At 34.9% G+C, this 21690-nt stretch carries 19 protein-coding genes and 2 tRNA genes; 8 read left to right on the top strand and 13 right to left on the bottom strand.

Annotated features, from left to right (window positions below; translation table 11 throughout):
• Window positions 1–17: 17 nt before the first annotated feature.
• The 4 genes from HXL38_000105 to HXL38_000090 all read right to left on the bottom strand — a co-directional run bounded on the left by HXL38_000105 (window position 18) and on the right by HXL38_000090 (window position 1732).
• Window positions 18–94, bottom strand: a tRNA-Arg gene (locus tag HXL38_000105).
• Window positions 95–183: 89 nt separating this feature from the next.
• Window positions 184–858 carry a hypothetical protein gene (locus tag HXL38_000100; GenBank protein ID QWB90986.1) on the bottom strand — a complete coding sequence of 225 codons (675 nt, stop codon included), beginning with the start codon at window positions 856–858 and terminating at the stop codon, window positions 184–186.
• 89 nt (window positions 859–947) lie between these two features.
• A tRNA-Ser gene (locus tag HXL38_000095) sits at window positions 948–1037 on the bottom strand.
• A 41-nt stretch (window positions 1038–1078) separates the two neighbouring features.
• Window positions 1079–1732, bottom strand: a complete 654-nt coding sequence (locus tag HXL38_000090) for a hypothetical protein (protein QWB90985.1) — start codon at window positions 1730–1732, stop codon at window positions 1079–1081.
• A 92-nt stretch (window positions 1733–1824) separates the two neighbouring features.
• Here HXL38_000090 and HXL38_000085 point away from each other — a divergent pair, with 92 nt between their 5' ends.
• A complete protein-coding gene (locus tag HXL38_000085) occupies window positions 1825–2292 on the top strand; it encodes an Hsp20/alpha crystallin family protein (protein QWB90984.1) in 468 nt (155 codons plus the stop codon).
• A 128-nt stretch (window positions 2293–2420) separates the two neighbouring features.
• Here HXL38_000085 and HXL38_000080 read toward each other — a convergent pair whose 3' ends face one another.
• From HXL38_000080 to HXL38_000055, 6 genes are all read right to left on the bottom strand, one after another.
• Window positions 2421–2837, bottom strand: a complete 417-nt coding sequence (locus HXL38_000080; protein QWB90983.1) for a pilin — start codon at window positions 2835–2837, stop codon at window positions 2421–2423.
• A gap of 125 nt (window positions 2838–2962) precedes the next feature.
• Window positions 2963–3352, bottom strand: a complete 390-nt coding sequence (locus HXL38_000075) for a hypothetical protein (protein QWB90982.1) — start codon at window positions 3350–3352, stop codon at window positions 2963–2965.
• 148 nt (window positions 3353–3500) lie between these two features.
• Window positions 3501–3917 (bottom strand): pilin, encoded by a 417-nt coding sequence (locus HXL38_000070; GenBank protein QWB90981.1) that lies wholly within the window; start codon window positions 3915–3917, stop codon window positions 3501–3503.
• Window positions 3917–4237 carry a hypothetical protein gene (locus HXL38_000065; GenBank protein QWB90980.1) on the bottom strand — a complete coding sequence of 107 codons (321 nt, stop codon included), beginning with the start codon at window positions 4235–4237 and terminating at the stop codon, window positions 3917–3919. The genes HXL38_000070 and HXL38_000065 overlap by 1 nt, the downstream gene beginning before the upstream one ends.
• The gene (locus tag HXL38_000060; protein QWB90979.1) at window positions 4237–4665 is read right to left on the bottom strand and encodes a pilin; all 429 of its coding nucleotides are present in this window, start codon (window positions 4663–4665) and stop codon (window positions 4237–4239) included. The genes HXL38_000065 and HXL38_000060 overlap by 1 nt, the downstream gene beginning before the upstream one ends.
• Window positions 4665–5138 carry a hypothetical protein gene (locus HXL38_000055; protein QWB90978.1) on the bottom strand — a complete coding sequence of 158 codons (474 nt, stop codon included), beginning with the start codon at window positions 5136–5138 and terminating at the stop codon, window positions 4665–4667. The genes HXL38_000060 and HXL38_000055 overlap by 1 nt, the downstream gene beginning before the upstream one ends.
• 88 nt (window positions 5139–5226) lie before the next feature.
• Between HXL38_000055 and HXL38_000050 the strand changes: the two genes are divergently transcribed.
• The 7 genes from HXL38_000050 to HXL38_000020 all read left to right on the top strand — a co-directional run bounded on the left by HXL38_000050 (window position 5227) and on the right by HXL38_000020 (window position 17668).
• On the top strand, window positions 5227–7932 hold the full coding sequence (locus HXL38_000050) for a hypothetical protein (GenBank protein ID QWB90977.1): 2706 nt from the start codon (window positions 5227–5229) through the stop codon (window positions 7930–7932).
• 104 nt (window positions 7933–8036) lie between these two features.
• Window positions 8037–9467, top strand: coding sequence for a PrgI family protein (locus HXL38_000045; protein ID QWB90976.2), 1431 nt, complete (start codon window positions 8037–8039; stop codon window positions 9465–9467).
• Between the two features lies 1 nt (window position 9468).
• Window positions 9469–10245, top strand: a complete 777-nt coding sequence (locus HXL38_000040; protein QWB90975.1) for a hypothetical protein — start codon at window positions 9469–9471, stop codon at window positions 10243–10245.
• Window positions 10246–10247: 2 nt separating this feature from the next.
• On the top strand, window positions 10248–12107 hold the full coding sequence (locus tag HXL38_000035; protein ID QWB90974.2) for a DUF87 domain-containing protein: 1860 nt from the start codon (window positions 10248–10250) through the stop codon (window positions 12105–12107).
• A 63-nt stretch (window positions 12108–12170) separates the two neighbouring features.
• Window positions 12171–15338: a M23 family metallopeptidase gene (locus HXL38_000030; protein QWB90973.1), complete on the top strand. Its 3168-nt coding sequence runs from the start codon at window positions 12171–12173 to the stop codon at window positions 15336–15338.
• Window positions 15338–16993, top strand: coding sequence for a hypothetical protein (locus HXL38_000025; protein QWB90972.1), 1656 nt, complete (start codon window positions 15338–15340; stop codon window positions 16991–16993). Before HXL38_000030 ends, HXL38_000025 begins: the two co-directional genes overlap by 1 nt.
• Before the next feature lie 3 nt (window positions 16994–16996).
• Window positions 16997–17668: a PEGA domain-containing protein gene (locus HXL38_000020; GenBank protein QWB90971.1), complete on the top strand. Its 672-nt coding sequence runs from the start codon at window positions 16997–16999 to the stop codon at window positions 17666–17668.
• A 24-nt stretch (window positions 17669–17692) separates the two neighbouring features.
• On the opposite strand, the gene recF is transcribed toward HXL38_000020, so the two are convergent.
• The 3 genes from recF to dnaA all read right to left on the bottom strand — a co-directional run bounded on the left by recF (window position 17693) and on the right by dnaA (window position 21690).
• Window positions 17693–18730, bottom strand: coding sequence for a DNA replication and repair protein RecF (recF, locus tag HXL38_000015; GenBank protein ID QWB90970.1), 1038 nt, complete (start codon window positions 18728–18730; stop codon window positions 17693–17695).
• A 7-nt stretch (window positions 18731–18737) separates the two neighbouring features.
• Window positions 18738–19832 (bottom strand): DNA polymerase III subunit beta, encoded by a 1095-nt coding sequence (gene dnaN / locus HXL38_000010; protein ID QWB90969.1) that lies wholly within the window; start codon window positions 19830–19832, stop codon window positions 18738–18740.
• Between the two features lie 499 nt (window positions 19833–20331).
• On the bottom strand, window positions 20332–21690 hold the full coding sequence (dnaA, locus tag HXL38_000005) for a chromosomal replication initiator protein DnaA (protein ID QWB90968.1): 1359 nt from the start codon (window positions 21688–21690) through the stop codon (window positions 20332–20334).

The following is a 21690-nucleotide window of genomic DNA, read 5'->3' as shown; positions in this document are numbered from 1 at the left end:
TTCTGATGCTTTTTCTATGGTACACCTGGCAAGATTCGAACTTACGACCTTTGGCTCCGCAAGCCAACGCTCTATCCAGCTGAGCTACAGGTGCATATGCTACTTTTCAGTAGCTAACTTTTGAAGTTCTTCCGCGCTAAGCAGACATTTAAATTTTAGCACATTTTCTAAAATATTGCAAGATTAAAGATTTATTTTTCGAATAATTTTATCAATTAAATCAAGTTTAACTTCTTCCATTGGTAGGCGAGCGCCAATAATATCTGTGATTTTTTCACCATTTTCCTTTGGGAAGTAAATAATTGTGCTGGGCGAAAAGCGTTTTTTAGGCAAAAGAATAATAGCATAAGCATTTGTCTCTTTTCGAATACCAAAAGCTCGAAATTCACCATAGGAATGAAAAGTTTCACCCATATAAACTCCATGAGTCGAAAGACTATAAGATATAATTTGAGTGTGATTTGATTTTCGAAGAGTTAAAATTCCAATGGCTGACACTATAATTAAAGCAAGAAAAGTCCAAGATTGGTTCAAAATTGCAAAAAGACAAAATGCTAAAATAATAATTGAAAATATAATATACCAAGATTTATTTTTATCGCCAATTATTAAGTCTTGAGCTTGCCAATTAACAATTTCTCGTTCTTCAATATTTTCAGCGGGTGATTGACTATTTTTAACTTCACGAACTTGCGTATACTCTTCTGGATTAAAGGGTTTAACTTCTTCAAAAACCGAATCATTAGATTCTTTAGGGTTTTCAGCCATAAAACTACCCACCTCAGGTGTTCGAAATTGTGATTCAGGCAAACCCGTTACACGAGGAACGCCATTTCGGTTTTCATTGTCGAAATTCATAATATTTTAATTATACCATAAGCTATTTAAAAATTCAAAAAATCTCTATTAAAATAGAAAATCCTGCCGTTAAGCAGAATTACCTATTTTGGCGGAGAAGGAGGGATTCGAACCCTCGATACGTTTTACCGCATGCCGGTTTTCAAGACCGGTGCCTTCAACCACTCGGCCACCTCTCCAGATATTTTCCATTATATCACATTTTTTTTGAATTCTCAAGTTATTTTTCTTGCTGAAGTAAATAAAATGCCCAGACCTCTTTAGCACCACTCTGGAGAAGAATTTTCGCAATAGAGTCTAAAGTTGCACCAGTTGTGCGAATGTCATCAAAAATTACATAAATTTTACCTTCCAAAAGCTTTTCTCCTATAAATTCATAACTACTTTTTGCCTGAATTTGTCGCGTTTTAAAATTTTTGCCACGTTGAGTGGTTTTTGATATTCTTTTAATTAATGTCGATTTTTTAATTTTCAAATTCCTTGCAAGCTGGCGAGCCAAAAGTTCAGTATGATCTAAACCACGTTCACGAATATGATTCGAAAGTGTTGGAACTGGAATTAAAACCAATTTTTCACGATTACTAATAAATTCGCTATTCGAAAGCAGAAAATCAGATAAAAGTTTCGCGAGATAATAATTATTTTGTCTCTTGCTTTGAAATTTAAATTCATCAACTATTTTTTGAAGTTCTCCAGACCTTTTCGAAAGATAAAATTCTTTCGAAATAATACTATTCGAGCGAGAAAGGGAATTACCAAAATTACACCTTGATTTAAGGCATTTTTTGCAAATAGGTTCACCCAATTTTTGGCAAAAATAGCAATCATCTGGCGCAAAAGAATTTAAAATTATTTCGTATATGCTTTTCTTCATAAAAAAATCATTTCTACCTCTTGATTATATAATAAAAGTGCGGTATAATAAAGTAAATTAATCTTATTTAGGAAATTTAATGCGGAGGAAAAATGGCTAGAAGACAAAATGATGATAGCTTTTTGAATGATGAATTGGAAGCTGCTTTCAATTTTGGAGATGATTTAATGGAAACTTCAGAAAACGAAGCTTTCAGTGGATCTGAACAAATTGAAATTGCGGAAGAAGAAAATGAACTTCCTGGTCAATTAGCTGTTGATGTTTATGAAACAGAAGATAAGCTTTTTGTTAAAGCACGAACTGCGGGCGTAAACAAAAATGACTTGGATGTTTCACTTTCAGATGGAACTTTAACAATTAGTGGAAGTCTGAATCCCGGTGATCAAGAGGGAATTATCGCTCATCATGCACAAGAATGCTACTGGGGAGAATTTAGCCGAACACTAGCTCTTCCAGTTCCAATCAAAGAAGATGAAGTTGAAGCAATGTTAAAAGATGGAATTTTAACAATCAGCTTCACAAAAGTTAAAACTCAAGCAACACGAATTAAAGTTCTGTAGAAAAATAAAATTCTCGAAGTATAAGACTTCGGGATTTTTATTATATCAAGTTTATTTTTAAAATTTATAATTTTTTGAATAAATAAAAAGACCTCTGCAAAAATGAAGCCTCTTTATTTATTATTTTATTATTCTTTATTAGTAATCGAATGAATAACGAAGTTAACAATTGCGTAAGCAAGGATTGCAATTACAAGACCGATAATAGCATACATAATTGTATTTTTAGCATTTTGAACAGCTCCAGAATCACCACTCGAAAGAACATATCGGATTCCACCGTAAATAAGCATGATCACACTAAGAATACCAATAATGAAGAGCATAATATTAATTGCTGTTGTGAAAATTGGAGAGTCGCCATCAAACAAGCTTGTCGGACCGCCGTTTTCTTCTTGAACACCTTTAGCACAGCTATCAGCAGACTTCAAACCGCCAGTAACTTTACAATCAGCGGCGTAAGCTGGAATTGTTGCAAATGTAGTAGCACCAACAGCGAATATTGTTGCGGCGGTCAATAGAGCCATTTTTACAATATTTTTCATTTTAAATTACATTTCCTTTCTTAAATTATATATACTTAAATTATATCAAATTTTTACTATTTTGCAAGTATTTTAATTATTAGTTATCCATTCAACTAAACAAAATTAAGTTTGAAGTCTTATGATTACCGATTACCACCCGCAACTGTATTAATAACAAAGTTCACAATTGCATATGCAAGGATTGCAATAATTAAACCTATAATAGAATAGACAATTGTATTTTTTGCACTAGTGAGAGCAGCACTATTTCCGGCTGAAAGAACATATCGAATTCCGCCCCAAATAATCATAATAACTGCCATAACACCAATAATAAAGAACATTATACTTACAACATCTTTAGCAATATCACCAGCTGAACGAGTATCTTTTTGACCAGTTGAATCTGCACCTTGTTTAATTAAATCTGCTGCACTATTTGCATAAGCTTGTTTTTCGAAAAATCCAGCATTGAAGGCAAAAGAGCCAACTACCGCAAGGATTAATCCAAAAGTTATTAAAATTTTCTTCATTTTATTCTCCTTATATTGTTTTAATTATTATTTGAACTGTTCGAACCGCTCGAACTTTATCCTGAATTATTTTCACCATTTTTTTGCTTTGCGATTCAATATTAGTTAAGTCACTTAAATTATTAGATTCGACAGATATGCCTTAGCTTCAAGATGATCCTCCGCCAACCCCTTTTCCACTTGAAGTGTTAATAACGAAATTAACAATCGCATAAGCAAGAATTGCAACCGCTAAACCAACAACAGCATAGATTAACATAGTTTTAGCTTGAGAAATTTTCGAAGGATTGCCGGCTGCTGTTACAAATGTTATTCCTGCGTAAATAATAACAATAACCGCCGCTATACCAACAACCCACAGGAGGATAGAGATTATATTTTTAGCAATATTTGTAGCATTTTTCGAATCACCAGAACAAACTGCAGTCTTTCCAGAAACAACATGTTTACAAGCGTTAAATGTTCCTCCACTACCATTAGTCCCGTTAGTTCCACCTTCCGCAAAAGCGATAGGTGATAGAATTATTGAAAATAAAATACTAATTATTAAAATTATTTTTCTCATTATATTGACCCCGTTAGTAATCCGCCAAGAATTAAGTTAACAATTAGTGCAGCCGATATAATTACAACAATACCTACACAAGCGTAAATTAGTGCAGATTTTGCTTTCGAAATTGTTCCTGGATTTCCGGCAGCCGTTATAAATGTTAATCCAGCCACGATAATTATAATTACACAGATAATTCCAGCCCAGATAAAAGCAGTATTGAAAGCATTCTGCATCGAAGCATCACTAGCTTTGTTTTTATTCGAAGTATCAATTCCGTTTAATACTTTTGATTTATCAAAGGATGCTTCTGCTAAAAATTTATATTCTTTCATTATCCTAAAATTCCTAATATAAACGTTACTATTGTTGAAGCAAGAACCGCAATCACTAGTCCGATTATCGCATTGGTTAGTGATTTTTTAGCACCCGCAAGTTTTCCTGGATCACCAACAGCAATCATATATTGATAACCTGCATAAATAATAAATCCTATTGCAGCGACACCAGCGATTCGAAAGGCCATATCAATAACATTCGCAACCACTGTCCAGACAAACTGTTCTAAAGTAACTTCACCCTTTCCAGATGGCCCAATATTTTTAATTTGACATCCTCCTTCGCCAGATTTAGTTAATCCACGATACCAAGCGGGGAGACCGAAAAAAGTTTGATTATCGTTACAACCAGCCGCATAAGCATTATTCGAAAAATATAAAACTGGCATAAAAGTTATAAAAATCGCTAGAATAATCTTTTTCATTATAAAATTCCTCCTGGAATAATCCATTCTAAGAACGCCCACATTAAAATATAAGCTATAATACCAATAATTGTATTCGTAATCATTGTTTTAGCTTTCGAAACTTGTGCAGCATTATCACGAGCGGTAATATATAGAACGCCAGCAAAAACAATCGAGCCAACTGCTGCAATTCCAACACCAGTAGTTACTACAACTAAAACCATATTTAAAATATCTTCAATTTTCCAGTCTGAAGGGAGAATTGCAGTTTTTGCTTCAGTAGAGGGAGTATCTTTATTTTTTTTACTGTCAGAATTACTGTTTGAATCCGATTTTGATTTTAAATCACTAGGGTCCACATAATTACCATTACTATCTTGAACCACTTCTTTCGCAAAAGTATAATTCAAAGAGAAAACACTCTGAAAAGACGTAAAAAAGCTCATCAAAACTAACCCAACTATTATTATATTTTTTATTTTGTTTACCATGATAATTATACTTTAAACCATTTTTAGGGAAAAAGCAAGTGTTTTATTCTAAAAAACTTAATTTTAAGGTTGACAAAAGGGTTAAATTATGATAAAATCAGGTCATATGCAAACTTTGGCGAGGTTTAAAAAAGCAAAAACTCAAGATTTTCGAAATGGATTTTTTGTCGCGATCTTTACAGTAGTCGCAATCTTGGGATTTTTTAATTCGAATATCGCTCTTGCTCTTGACGGAGCAAAATGGACAGATTCTTCAAAAAATGGCATAACATATAACGGAAAAACATACTCAAAAGTTTCTGACACTTCAAGATTTCCAGAATCAATTCGTTCAAAAAAACTTTATGCCGAAAATTCTTCATTAAATGCTGGTGAAAACAAAACAACAGTAATCGCTCTTGATAATGAGAATGATACTTCAAGCGGAAAAATTTATTCATTTGATGTAAGCGCACTCGGGAATGTAAAACAAAACGGTGAAGCACAAGATGTTAAAGTTGATGGCGTTTCGAAAGACGAAGATAAGTCACTTTGTAGTGTTGAAGGTGGGGGCGGCTGGATGGTTTGTATGGTTGCTAATACAATTTCGAAATGGATGGACGGTATTTATGACTGGCTCCAAGCATTTTTACGAGTACAACCACTTTATACATCAAATCAATCTGGTCTTTTTCAAGTTTGGGATTATATGCGAAATGTCGCAAACGTCTTTTTTGTGATTGGATTTGTTTTCGTAATTTATTCGCAAATAACAGGTTTTGGGATTAGTAATTACGGAATTAAAAAATTATTACCAAAACTAATTATTGCAGCAATTTTAATTAATGTTTCCTATTATATTTGTGCAATTCTAGTTGATATTTCGAATATCTTAGGAGCACAAACTCAAAATCTTTTAATTGGAATTAGAGATAGCATTTTTAACAGTGGTGGTGAAAATAAGGTAAAAACAGCTAATCTTGATTGGTCAAATATGACCGCTGCGGTTTTGAGCGGAACTGGCGTGGTGGCTTATGGTGCTTACACTGTAACGGTTGCAACTATGGGTAATATTGGTGCTGCAGTAATGATGATTCTTGGAGCACTAGTTGCAGTAATTTATTCGGCAGTTGTAGCTTTAGTAATTTTAGCTGCACGACAGGCAATCATTATTGTTTTAGTTTTCTTAGCACCACTTGCATTTGCAGCGAATATTCTACCAAATACTGAAAAATGGTTCGAAAAATGGAAAGATTTATTCACAACAATGCTCGTGATGTATCCTTTAATTTCACTTCTTTTTGGGGGTTCTCAATTAATTGGAACAACAATTATTGCAAGTTCGAACGGTAGCTTTTTAATTTTCTTACTTGGTGCCGTAGTACAAGTTGTGCCGCTAGCGATTACGCCAACAATTATGCGAATTAGCGGTAGTCTGCTTGGTAAATTTGCCGGAATTATCAATAATCCGAATAAAGGTCCGGTTGATCGTGTAAAGAAATTCCTTTCAGAAAACCAAGAAATGTATCGAAATCGTGCAATTGCAGAAAAGCCAAATTCACTTCCTGTACGAATTAATCAGATGAACTACAACCGCCAACGTCGAATAGGTGCTTCAAAATCGATTGCAGAATTATATCAAAAAGAACGCTTTGCGGAGCTTGAAAATGAAAGACGAGATGCAATTCAAAATATGCCAGAAGGTTCGAATGCATTTTCAAACATGTATTATAATGCTCGCAAAAAGCATTTAATAAATTCAGATACTCAGTATCAAGAAATGTTAGCTACCGAAGCTCTCAATCGTGCAACCGCAAGCACAAATGCTGGACTTTCGCAAATTAAAGCAGAATTATTTAATTCAACGCTTAAAAAAGATGATAATGGAAACATTACTGGTGTTGTTGATTTAAGTGAAGCATCACTAAAAGCTCTACGTGGGAAATTTGGCGAGCAAGCACTTCGATTTGTTGATAATATGAATCAAACAAATGCTCTTAAACTGGCTGAAAAGAATAATAATCTTTCACTCAATAATGCAATGGCAAATAATATGCGCTATAGCAACGACTTGCTTGAAACCGCATCTGGTGTGCGTGGTGAAGCTGGAAAAGTCTCGGCGCTTGCAAGTTCTTTAGTAGCAGCTTCGAAAGAGAACAAAGAAGAAGTCGAATCACTCACAAACCTCACAAAATCACTTAATTTTTCAGGTAGTGATTATAGCGAAATCTTTTCGAAAAATATGGGTGAAAAAATCCAGAAAGATGGAATTAATTTCGAAATTACTAAAAACTTACGCGCTGCAACAGCCGAAAAGTTTATGGGAACGACCGACTTAAAAGGTGCTATTGATTCACTTGGTAAAACTGAAATTGGTGGGGAATTAAACGCTAACCGCAACGACTTGGTTGAAGCTTTCAAGAAAACCAAAAAAGACGATCTTCAATTTATTGGTGGTGCAGCACTTGAAAATATTGCTGTAAATGGTATGAATTCGAAAGAAGTTTATAATGCCATTCACGACAATTACGCTAAAAATGTCTCAGATGATAAAATTATTAAAGCTTCAAATGACGCAATGAAAATCATTTGGGATAAATCAGCAATTTCGAATATGTCGAATGAAACCATTAGATCCACACTCGAAAGTGTTAAGGCGATTAATGAAAACCCTTCAGAATACGGAAAACTCAATGCTGTGCAAGGTGCTGAAATTCGCAAAATGCTTAAAGAGATTGAACGAAATAATAGAGATCTTTATGATAAAGTTTTGGGTGGAAATTGGAAACCTGAAAATATTAAAGACAAGAAATAGGCAGAATCTAAATGTTTTGCCTATTTTATTTTTAAGCTTTATTTTTTTTCGAAAATATGTTAAAATTAATATTATTGAAATAAGGAGAAGTGGGCAAATAAAGAATGAGCGTTTATAAAGTTCCTCAAGACGTTGAGGCTGATGACAAATTGCTTGGGCCGTTTAACTTTCGGCAATTCATTTACCTGATTATTGTGGCAGGCTGTATTGCGCTGGAGATTTTTCTTTGGGGAATTTTCCCGGGGTTAATTATTTTACCACTACCTATTATTATCTTTTTCGGTGCGCTCGCTTTACCGCTTAGAAAAGACCAACCAATGGAAACTTATCTTGCAGCGGTTGTTTCATTTTATTTAAAACCAAACAAGCGTTTTTGGCAGCCAGATGGCGTGGAACATTTAATTCAAATTTCTGCACCGGTAAATAGAGAAGAACACCTCACAAAAGAACTTTCACAAAATGAAGCCTCACGCAGACTCAGCTACTTGGCGGATATTGTTGATACTGAAGGGTGGGCTATTAAACACTCTATTGCACCGATCAATACAACTGTTCGTGAAGAATATTCGAATGAAGCTCGTGCAGCTGAAGATATGTTTGATAATTCACGAGTTTCTTCAAATGTTGATAATTTATTAAACCAACACGACCAGAGACGAAAACAGCAAATTATGCAAAATCTTGATATGGCACGAAATTTAGCGCAATTTACAAATGAAAATTCGGAAAATATTCAAGACAAAACTTATTATTTCGACCCTAAAAATCGATACGAAGGTTCAGACAACATTAAATTTGAAGATGTTCAAGTTTTAGAACCAGCTGAAGTTAAGCCAACGGCTTTTTCTCAAAATCAGCAAAATCAATACCAAATGAATTTTAACCACAATCAGCCACAAATGCAAAATGGGGCTTTTTCAAATTTGCAAAATTGGAATCAATCGCAAGCGCAAAATTATAATAATTTTCAGCAAAATAAAAATTGGCAAAATCAACCGCAACAAAATTTTGATGAAAATATTCATTTAAATTACAATCCTTACCCAGACTCAATGAATCAAACAGTTATTTCACCAAATTGGCAAGATCAACCACAACAATTTACGCAGCCTTCACCACAGCCACTTTCGAATTTTACACCACCCGCACCACAACCAGCTCAACAATCAGAGTCACAAAACCATTTCGAAAATCCGCCAGATGATTTTAATCAAGATTTAGAAGGAATTAACAACAGTTTTGAACGAATTAGGCAAAATAATGAAACTATTGAACGTGAAAAGCGAGATCCGAAAGTTAGAATTTCTACTAATCCAGAGAATAATCCTTTTTTAAATAGAAGAAACTTCACAGAACGAGAATCTGTAAATAAGATTAGCGCAGAAATGAAAAGGTTAGTTTCAGAAGGAAAAGACCTTTCGGTAGAAACGCTTGCGCGCCAAGCAAATAAACTAGCAGATAAGGAAAAGAAAACCCAAGAAAATTCGAACGAGGTCGACTTGGGTGAAAAAGAAGTAGTAATTTCATTGAGGTAATATGAATAATAATCAAGTTAATAATCAACAAAATCAGAGCCAAAATCAAACAAATATAAGTGCTCCAACAAATCCATCTTCAACGCAAAATTCGCTTGACATTGCCGAACTTCGCGAAGGAATGGTTGTAATGCGCGACGGAAGCTTTCGTGCTGTTATTGCTTGCAAATCAATTAACTTCGATCTTATGAGCTCACGAGAACGCGAGGGTGTAGAATATTCTTATCAAAGTTTTTTGAACGCATTAACTTTTCCAATTCAGATTTTGGTTCGCTCACAACGAGTTGATATTGAGCCCTATTTAAATAAATTGGCTGAAATTCAAGTAGCGCAAGACAATATGTTGCTTGGCGACTTAATGGAAGATTACATTAACTTTATTGATAGCCTTAGCCGAAGTGCGAATATTATGGATAAATCTTTCTTTATTGTGGTTCCTTATTATCCGAGTGGCGATTTAAACAATTTAAAGGGTTCAGCAAAAGGATTTTTTGGTAAAATTTTTGCAAAACCAGGTGGTCAAATTTCGAAAATCGACCGCAACACTTGGGATAAAGCACGCGAAGAAATTAAAAAACGCGTTGATTCAATTACTGGCGGTCTTTACCAAATGGGAATTAAATCAGTTCAATTAAACACCAAAGAACTCGGTGAACTTTATTATAATGTTTATAACCCAGATACAGCTGTTTATGAACCTTTGGGCGATTTTCGTGATACAGCAAGTTTATTCGTTCGAAAAGCTGAAGGTGAGCGACCAGATCAAGGAGGATTTTAATTATGGCGAAGAAAAAAGATGCGGTTGATATTGCAGCCCAACAGCGAGCACAAGAACAAGCTGAAGTTGAACAAGCGTTTTTAACTGGTATTAACACTTTGCGAGATTTAATCGCACCATCAAGTCTTGAATTTCACTCAGGATATTTTCGACTTGGCACAAAATATGGTCAAACAATTTATGTTTATGGTTATCCACGCCAGCTTTATACTGGATGGGCTTCACCAATCTTAAATGCTGATGAAGTTTTAGATGTTTCAATGTTTATTTATCCTGTTGAAACTGAAATTGTCATGAAAAACCTTCGTCGAAAAGTTACTCAGCTTGAAGCCGATCTTTCGATTAATAATGAAAAAGGTAGAACCCGAGATCCAGCGCTTGAAGCTGCTCTGAATGATGCTGAAGAACTCCGAGATCAATTACAACTTGGTGCTGAAAAATTCTTCCGTTTTGGCTTATATTTAACAATTTACGCCGACAGTCTTGATGAGCTTAATTTCGTTCGAAGCAAAGTTGAAACAATGCTTGGCCAACAAATGCTGTTTTCGAAAGTTGCGTCAAGCCAGCAGGAACAAGGCTTAAAATCTACCGTGCCACAACTCTCTGACCAACTTCAAATTCGTCGAAATATGAACACAGGCGCAATTTCAACTTCATTTCCATTTACTTCCGCCGATTTAACCCAAGAAAATGGTGTTCTTTATGGCGTTAATATGCACAATAATGGGCTCGTAATTTTTGACCGCTATACGCTTGAAAACGCAAATATGGTGGTTTTCGCGAAATCTGGTGCTGGTAAATCTTTCACAGTGAAACTTGAAGCTCTTCGAACAATGATGATGGGTGCAGAGGTATTAATTATTGACCCAGAAAATGAATATCAAAAATTGAGCGATGCTGTTGGCGGAAGTTATATTCGCCTCAGCTTAAACTCGGATGTTAGAATTAATCCTTTCGATTTACCGCACGTTATTGATGCCGAAGAAGCAGATAACGCGCTTCGTGCAAATATCGTAACTCTTCACGGTCTATTCCGTTTAATGCTTGGCGGAACTAGTGCAGGGCAATCAATTGGACTTTCACCAAATGAAGAAGCTGACCTCGATCAAGCAATTATTGACACTTATGCTCGAGCTGGAATCACTTCAGATCCTCTCACGCATAATTCAACACCACCAACAATTCATAATCTTTATGACACCTTGGTTCATATGGATGGTAGTGGCCCAAGCTTAGCGCAACGCCTTCGAAAATACACAACTGGAACTTTCGCAGGAATTTTCTCGCAACAATCAAATATCGATATCAATAACTCGATGGTTGTATTTAATATTCGCGACCTTGAAGATGAACTTCGCCCAGTTGCGATGTATATCGTACTTTCTCACATCTGGAATATTGTGCGTTCTGAACAGAAAAAACGAATGCTTATTGTGGATGAAGCTTGGCAGTTAATGAAATACGACGATTCGGCAAACTTCTTGTTCAGTTTAGCAAAACGCGCTCGAAAATATTATCTTGGCCTTACTACAATTTCGCAGGACGTCGAAGACTTTATGGGTTCGAAAATGGGTCGAGCGATTGTTTCGAACAGCTCAATGCAACTACTTTTAAAACAGTCTTCAAGTGCGGTTGATGTTTTGAGTGATGTCTTTAAATTAACTGAAGAAGAACGAAAGCGCCTTTCGAACTTCCCAGTTGGGCAAGGATTATTCTTTGCAGGCCAAAATCACGTTCATATTCAAATCATCGCCAGCGACACAGAACACCAGCTTATTTCAACCAGCCCAAATAGTTCAAAAAACCGTCAGGGTGATAATATGATGACTAACGGTTACGCCGACCCGAATGAATTATTTTAAGCTTGAAGCACAAGCGTAAATGTGGTAAAATTAATTTATAAATTATAGAGTTTTAGGAATAAAATGGGAGCAGCTAGAGATTTCGAAAGAGATGAAAATCTTGATTTTAGCGACTTGAGTGATTCGAATCAATCTGCGCTCGAACGAGCAAAAAGTAGATGGGGAAACGCTGAAGTTATTCGAGGAAATGACGGTTATAATCCGTCTGCTTTGGCGAATGCCGAAAATTCTTCAACTTCTACTACTTCAAATTCCGACATTAGCGACTCAGAAACACTTTCGAAAGATCAAAAACCAGTCCAATCTGGTGGCTGGCAAAACAATGTGAGCGGCGGTGGAACTCATAAATCTCGAAACGCAGCAAACTCAGCAGGAGGCGGTTGGAAAAACCGTGCAAAATCATTCTTCAAAAATAAAGGAGCAATGGCGGCAACTGGCGGCCTTCTTGGTGGTGGTGGTGCATTTATTTTTGTAATTTCAACAGGAATTGCTTCACTTGCACCAGTTCATATTCAAGAAATTATTACCGAAAAACTCAATTCCGCCTCAACAAGTATGAATAATCGCTCTGTTAAAGTGATGAAGCTAAAAATAAAAGGTACTAATTGTAGTCCAGCCGGCTTAGTTTGCCGAATGTCAAAAGTAACAGACCGAAACATCAAAAATCTTGAAAAAGCTGGTTTTAAAGTTGATTTAGATGAGAAGGAAAGCTTATTTGGAAGGAAAAAAATTTCAAAACTAACCTACATTAAAGATGGGAAAAATATTGAAATAAAAAATTCTTCTAAGGATATTAAAAATATTTTAACTAAAAACCCAGATGTGCGGCAAGCTTTTCGCCGTGGTTTTAGCGGTCGTTTTGCATCTTTTCTTGATAAATCTTGGCAAAAGCTCAAGGGTTGGTTTAACTTTCGAAAAGCCAAAAAAGACAATAAAGGTAAAACCGAAGAAGAAATTGATGAGGATATAAAGAAAACAGCAAACGACCATAGTAAAGATGGGGAAACTGATTCTAAAAAATTATCAGGTGACAAAGAAGATGTTGACGATGAAGGTAAAAATAAAGCACAAAAAGGTGATAAAGGAACTAGAAAAGTTAAAGAAAAACTAAAAACATATAAAGATAAGCTCAAGAAAGGTGCACAAAGTGTATCTGAAAAAGCAGCTATGGGGTTGGAAATACTTGAAGGAGCAAGTAGTGCTTTGAATGGTTTAAATGCGGTAGATAAAGTTTGTGGAGTTTATGCATTAGTATCAATGGGTTGGAGCGTTGCTAAAATAGCTAAAGTGGAAGTGTTAGCTCAATTTGGTTTGTCTTTCCTCTCAATGGCATCAAAAATTAAAGCTGGAGAAGCAACCCAGCAAGAAGTTACAGCGCAAGGCAATAATTTAATGGGGATTGCTAATAGAAAAGATTCTCAAGAAAATAAAAATCCTGACAGTAAAAATTCTAATACTTCAAGACTAAAAAATGCTTTTGCTTTTTTTGCAGATTCTACATCAAATAACGATCGTATTAAAAGCGCCACTGAATCACAAGGTTGGCGAGCAGTAGCTTATGATGATCGCATTTCGAAACTAGATGATTCAGCAAAGGACTACCAGGTTGGAATTACTGGATGGTTCGCAAGTTTAATGAATACATTAACTACAGGAATGGTGGGTTGGTTTATACGACAAAGCTGTAAAGTTGCAGGTATAGCTACTGTAGCAGTAGGTATAGCTCAAATATCGCTAACAATACTCAAATGTATGGGTACTGGTTTTCTAGGATGCATCGGTGAAGTTGTAAAAGTGGCAGCATGGGGAGTAGCATTAGGATTGGCTCTTTCTGTTGCCGTTGAAATACTAAAAGATCAAGCCATGGGTGTAGTTTCTAAATATGTAAGTGAAGCTTTAACCAGCACAATCCTAAATAACTCAACAACTGGAGAGAATTTTGGAAACGCTATAATGTCCGGATCTGCAGCATTAATGTCAAAGAATTCAATGGCTGGAAGTGGTGGAGTTTTAACTAAATCTCAAGCAGTTGCATTTCGCCAAGAAACCGACCGCCAAATTGCTGAAAATGCTGAAGATATTCGAAAAACCCACAGTCCATTTGATCCAACTACACGGCATACTTTCTTGGGTTCAATTGTAAGTAATATGATGCCCTATGTTGGGACTTTAGGTTCAATTAAAGGTTTATTACCATCTATAATTAGTGGAGCACAGAGATCATTCGCATCAATTACGCCAGGAGCAAGTGCAGCTAATAGTGCAAATTTTGCGGCCAATATGGAAACTTGTGAAGATAAATCAATCACAGAAACTGGTGCTGCAACCGATATTTTTTGCAATGTTTATACTGGTATTGATATGAGTATCGCTGAAACCGATACTGAAGAAGTTGTTAATAAACTTAAAGAATGGGGTGATATTGTAGAGAAAGATAATAGTAGCGAAACAAATAATCTACTAGATACCTTCAAAATGAGTGGTGACCTGAAAAAATATGATAAATATTGTTTCAACCGAAAATCACCAATTGGAACATCAGAAGATGACGACGATGAAACTCGTGGTGGAATTTGTAATACTGAAAAAAATCCTAAAGCAAACTGGTATTCACTATTTTTAACTGATCTTCGAACAGAGATGGGAATGAATGAAGAATTTAAGCCAGACTCAAGCGGAGGAAGTCGTGGAAATAATAACTCATCCACTTCAAAAGGAGGAATAGATCCAGAACTATCAAAATTAAGTGGTGAATTTATTTGGCCGCTAAAAAACACTAAAGTTAAAAATGGACAGATACAGGGAGTATCAGATGGCCAAGGTTTTAATACACCAGTTCGACAAAACCACCCAGCTATTGATTTCGCCAATGAAGAAAAAGGGTGGACACACGGAGCGCAAGTGCATGCTGTAGCTGATGGTGAGGTTGTTAATGGTGGTTTTGATGTAGCCCCATACAATGGTTGTACATATGGAACAGCTGATATGATGGGCGGCCCACATGCCGTAATTATTAAACATAAAGGAGATTTATATTCTTTCTATTGGCACATGGATTCACACTCGGTTAAAACTGGAGAGAAAGTCAAAAAAGGTCAGAATATTGGCACTATTGGAAACTATGGCTGTTCATCTGGATCACACTTACATTTCGAACTTTCGAAGGGTTCCGCAATACCATCAACATCGGCATCTTTCTATCCACCAGATTTAATTAAACAGGACACATAATGTATAAAAAAATATCATCAATTATCTTAATCTCATTGATTTTAGCTTCCACTCTTTCAAATGTTGCGAGGGCTGAATTTGATGAACGTTTTTATAAACTGAATGATATAATCTATTATGATGCAGGCGAGGATTGTGCTCCAGCATCTAGCGGTAATATGGCAGATATAAATCTTGAGGGTAATGATAATGCTGAAAAGATTTGGAACTTTTTTAAATCAAAAGGATTAACAGATGAGCAAACTGCTGGTATTATGGGAAGTCTCTGGGGTGAATCTAACCATTTCCAACCAGATCTAGTTGAAGCTGGAAACGGAATCGGCTACGGTATTGCCCAGTGGTCATTTGGGCGGCGAACAAATCTCGAAAATTATGCTAAAGAAAAAGGGAAACCAGTATCTGACCTTGGCGTTCAGCTAAATTTCTTATGGCAAGAGTTAGAAGGCCCAGAGAATAGAGCTCTTAATATGGTGAAATCAGCATCGACAGTCCGAGAGGCTACCATAGCTTGGACTAATGGCTTCGAAAGACCAAGAGAAGATCTACGACCTGGCCGTATTAAAGAAGGTGAAGAAGTTGGAAACAAAATGCTTTCACAGTTCGCAGGAAAAGGTTCTAGCGGTAGAGGAAAAGCTTCAGGGCCTATAACTTTCATTGGAGATTCAATTACAGTCGGTGTTCAAGAAAAATTATCATCAACCTTCAGTGGTTCGAATGTATCTGCAACAGTTGGTGATTCAATTGCTGCTGCAACATCAAAATTACCAAATACAATTCATGATACGGTCGTTATTAACTTAGGAACTAACGATAACTTTGATGAAAATGCTGCAGAAGCTTTGATCGGCAAGCTTAAAGGCAAGAAAATTTATTGGGTAAATAACTTTTCAAAAAACCAAAATGTTGATTATAATGTAGTGAACCAAAAAATTTCAGCTTTCACATCTAGACACAACGAAGTGAAGATTCTAGATTGGAAGAGTTATGTTGAAAAGAATGGTGGTAGAGATAAACTTTATGCAGCAGATGGAGTTCATCATAGTACAGAAGGTCAAGAAGCTTATGTAAAATTCCTTAAAGAAGAAATTGCAAATGATGGAAATAGCTCTTCAAATTCATCAGGAAGCTGTAGCTCGTCTTCAGGAGGAAAACTTGGAAATGCGACAATCGTAGATAGAGCAATGGAACTTGCCCGCCCAGAATCAGAAAAAGCAGCTGCTTATGCTGGAGAAGTGACAGATAAGCAGCTGGAAGCCTTGCGTGCAACTGGCTTAATTAATTATGGTGAACCATATGTTCAAAAAGGTATGAGTTGTGATGCTTTCGTTTCTATGGTTATGAGTACAACTGTCGATCCAGAATATGCTAAGCATTGTTGTGGCGTTGTAAATCTTGTTCAATATATGCGCAGTAACCCAGATAAATATGAAAAAATCCCTTATAATGGAAGCACAAGCAATATGAAGCCAGGCGATATTATATCATCAGGAACTGGTGGTGGACCTGCAGCTCACATAGAATTCTATGTTCAGGTTAATGGTGAAGATAAAGTTGCAAATGCTGGACACAGTAGAACAACTGGCGTTATTGAGCCAATGAATCTTCAGATTATGGAAAGTCTCGGCGAAGTTGAAGTTTGGCGATGGAAAGGTTAAAATATGCAAAATATTGATAATTCTACAAAAGTTAAAATTTATTCTGTTTTGGCCATTTTTGGAACAATATCGTTAGTAATTATAGGCTGGTGGATTTGGTCTGATATTTATTGCGGTAAATTATTACTCAGTATTGCGCCAGAAAGTTCAAATATAACAATTAATGGTAAAAAAATCCAAAACGGAACCCATACAATAACGCCAGGCAAATATAAAGTTGAGGTATCAAAGGATGGATTCGAAAGTGCCTCGAAAGAGTTCGAAATTAAATCTGGTCAAAAAACAAATATTTCATTAGCTTTAGCTCAAAATGATCCAAACGGAACCTGGTATAACGAACATGAGAAAGATGATATAATTAGAAGTGGTGCTGGTTATGCAAAAATAACAGAAACAATGAAGATATTGACCGAAAAACACCCTATAGTTAAACATTTACCATACACAAACTCAACAAAAACATCATTACCTACAGGCTTTTCAATAACTTACAATCTGGATGCGAAAGATAAAACAGAAGTCAAAGACATATCGGTTAGAATATTCAGTAAATGTAATAGTTCGAACTATGATTTTTACAAAGATTTAGCAACAAATTGGCTTGAATCTAAAGAAAAGAATATTTTCAAAAAATATAAAGTTGATTTCATAGATCCAACTTGCAGTCTTCATTAATACGTTTTACTTAAATAACCTCTGCTATTCTAGCGAGGTTATTTTACAATCTTCAACTTCAATTTCATTTGTTGAAGTAATAATTGTTTGATATTTCGAAAAATGCTTAGTTAATAATTTCTGTCGATCATCATCAAGCTCAGAAAAAACATCGTCCAAAAGAACAATCGGTCTTTTAGAAGTTAAATCAGCCAAAATATCAGTCTCAATAAATTTCAGAGCTAAAACTAAACTTCTATTTTCACCCCGACTCGCCACATTCTGTGCAGGCTTTTTATTAAAAATAAATTGAATATCATGCTTGTGCGGGCCAAAATTCGTGTAACCCAGAATCTTATCTCGTTCAATATTTTCACTTAAAATAGCTAAAATTTCATTTTTCGAAACCTTTTCGCCTAAATAATCAATTTCAATTTCATCTTTAACGCCTGAAATCTCAAAATAAACTTCCTCAATTTTTGAATTTAAAAGCTCTAAAAAATCTTGTCTTTTAGAGATTATTTCTGCGCCATATTCCGCCAACATCAAGTTCCAAGGAAAAAGCTCATCTTTCGAAACATTATCGCGTTTCAAAAGATTATTGCGTTGCTTTAAAGCCTTATTATATATTGTAAGAGCTAATTGAAAACTGGGGAAAATTTGTGAAAGAAAATAATCTAAAAAATTTCTTCGTCGCGTTGGTGATCCACTCAAAAGTTGCAGGTCATCCGGTTCGAAAAGTACAACAGGAATGCGCAAATTAGCACTCAAACGTGCTTTTTTATTTCCATCGACAAGGAACTGTTTTTTTGATTTTTGAACAGCATCATTGAAAATAATCGTTCTCAACGAATCCCTTGAATCTTCTAAATCAATTCGGAACCAGCTCGATCCATCATTTCTTAAAATTTCTTTATCGCTCGAGCGAAAACTCGTACCCTGCAGTGCAAAATAAATTGCCTCAAGAAGGGAAGTTTTTCCGCTACCATTAGCGCCAGAAATAAGAGTTGATTTTTCGCCAATTTCTAAAATAAAATCAGAATGCGTTCGAAAATTCTGAACCCTCAGAGTTTTTAAAATCATTTAAATCCTAACTTTTCAGTGGCATCACGATATGAATATAATCATCACTTTCGGTACTTTTAAAAACTGTTGGCGCAAGTTTACCAGAAAATCCAAAAGAAACTTCAGGCGATTTAATTGCTGATAAAGCTTGCTTAATATAATTAACATTTAAAGTAACTTCACCACTACCAGTAATTTCAGCTTCAGTTTCAGATGTACTTTCGCCAATTTCACTCGCAATTGTATGAATTGATAATTTCGAAGTTTCTTCATTGGCTCGTAAAGTAATGCTTCCACCAGAATCTCTCGTAAAGACCTCAGCAACTTTAATTGTTTGCATAAAATCAGCCCGTTTCATTTTTAAAACAGTTTCAGTCGATTCTGGGATTAATCGCCGATATTCAACATATTTTCCATCAATTAAATTACTCACAACCAGAATTTCACCAACCATAAATTGAATTTGATTGTCATTGATCAGAATTTCAATTTCATCAAGTTTTTCAGGAATTACGCCTGAAACCTTTTTTAGAACATTACTTGGGACAAGCGATTCAAATTCTTGATCTGTTTCGAAAAGCTTGCGTTCACTCAAACGATATCCATCAGTCGCCGCCATATAAATATTATTCTCAAAAGTATGAAGAAAAACTCCAGTCAAGATTGGTCGGGAAGTATCATTACTTACCGTATCAACTTGACTAACCGACTCTTTAAAAATATCAGAACCAATAAAAAATCTTGCAGTAGGTTCATCAACAGTCGGTATCTCTGGAAATTCTTCAGCCAAACTACCATTAATTTTTGATTTATAATTTCCACTTTCTATTGAAATATTTCCACCATTAACTTTAAAAGAAACTTCGCTATTTGAAGGTAGACTATCAATAAAACTTTTTGTTAGTTTTTCTGGCATTAAAATGGAACCTGTTTTTTCAATTCTTGCGCTAATTTTTTGCGAAATTGCAATTTCTAAATTTGTAGCAGCAACTAGAAGTCTTGAACCGTCTGTTTGAAAAAGAATATATTCAGAACTTGGCAAGCTAGTTTTACTACTTGCAATTCCTGAGATATTATTGAGTGCCTTAGATAAATCATCTTTCTTAACAGTCAGTTCCATAAAAATTTAAATCCTTTTTCTTAAAAAGTGTTAATTATAATAATAGGTATTGTGGAAACTGTGGAAAACCAAGCTTTCACTACTTAAAATTATACCATTTTTTGTGTGGAAAATCAAAGTAAAACTTTCTGAAAAACTTTGTGGAAAAATAACAACTTTTCCATAATTTTAAGCTTTCGAAAATATGCACAACCAACCTGTGTAAAACTTTGGTGATTTTTTCGGTAAGATTTAAATAACTTTCACTCAACAAATTAGCTATTTTTCCACAAGCTTTCAACATTTTATTAAAATATTATAGAAATAATGTCAAATATAATAAAGAAATAAAAATAATATTTTGCAAGATGAGTGGAGGGAGAAATATGTATTTTTATAGCAAATAAATAAAATATAATTTTAAAAAGTCAAAAGCGAACAAAAATAACTGTTCGCTTTTTATAAACTAAACCAAAATAATTGTCAAATTAACAGATATAAAAATAGAGCTTTTATAGCTCTATTCATAAATTAAATCTCGTAATCCTTCAATTTGTGAACGAATTTCGGCATCTAATTTAATACTTTTTTCAATTTTCGAAACTCCATTCATAATGGTCGAATGATCTCGTGAAAATTCTTTACCGATTTGTGGAAAACTCATTTTTAGCTCATACTTCATCAAATAGCAGGCTGTTTGACGAGCATGATTAATATCTTTTTGCCGAGATTTACTTAAAATATCTTCTTTCGAAACCCCGAAATATTTAGCGGTTTTATCAATAATTTTTTTTGAATTTAAGTGATTTGGTCTTGTTGGCCGGCTGTTTTGAATTAAACCTTGTGCAAGCTCGAGACTTGGCTTAATGTTTCTAAGTTCTGCCATTGCAATCAGTTGAGTAACTGCTCCAATAATTTCTCGAATATTTGTACGATAATTTTCAGCGATAAATTCTGAAACTTCTGGTTCAAGTTTAACTTTTTCGTGTTCAGCGCGAGCTTCAACAATACTTTGGCGAGTTTCGAAATCCGGTAGTTGAATATCAACCATCATTCCACTTTCGAAACGACTTTTTAGCCTATCTGTTAAAGTTGGAATACTAGAAGGCGCACGATCACTTGAAAGAATTATTTGTTTATTTACGCGATGAAGTTCATTAAATGTATGAAAAAATTCCTCTTGAGTTTTATCTTTTCCATAAATAAACTGAATATCATCAACAATTAAAACATCGACATTTCGATATTTATCGGCATAGCCTTGCTTTTTTGAGCGTACATTTTCCAAAAAATCACGATAAAAATTCTCGATTGTAATATAAAGAACAGTCATTTCTGGATGCTTTTCTTCAATTGCGTTTCCGATCGCTTGCATTAAGTGCGTTTTACCAAGCCCAGAATCACCATAAAAATAAAGTGGATTATATTTTTTACCAGGATTTTCTGCAACATTTTGACTAACAAAATATGCTAATTCATTTGAGCCACCAACGATGAAATTTTCGAAAGTATAATCTTTATTCAAACCACTAGAATGTTTAGCTTTTTCAGTTTTCTTTTTGATTAAATCTTCAATAGAAGGTTTTTTTAGAGAAGGTGCCGGGATTTCTTCGGCTTGTTTTTTAAGCTTTTTTGTAGAAATAACCTCAAAAGAAATAACTTCGGGATTTTTACCATTGTTTCGAAAAGCTTTTTTAATATGTTCAATATATTTTTTCTTGATAGTGTTAGTTATGAAAGAATTTTTAGCACCAACAATTGCATGATCATTTTCTAAAGATAGAAGTTGCGTGTCAGCAAACCAAGTCTTAAAATTCGCACCTTGAATTTTAGGATCCATTTCGAGTTCAGCTAAGATATTTTTCCACAACTCATTCAT

Origin of the sequence: Candidatus Saccharimonas sp., assembly GCA_015256915.3 — a bacterium.
GTDB lineage: Bacteria > Patescibacteriota > Saccharimonadia > Saccharimonadales > Saccharimonadaceae > Nanogingivalis.
This window is presented reverse-complemented; position numbering and strand designations above follow the sequence as displayed.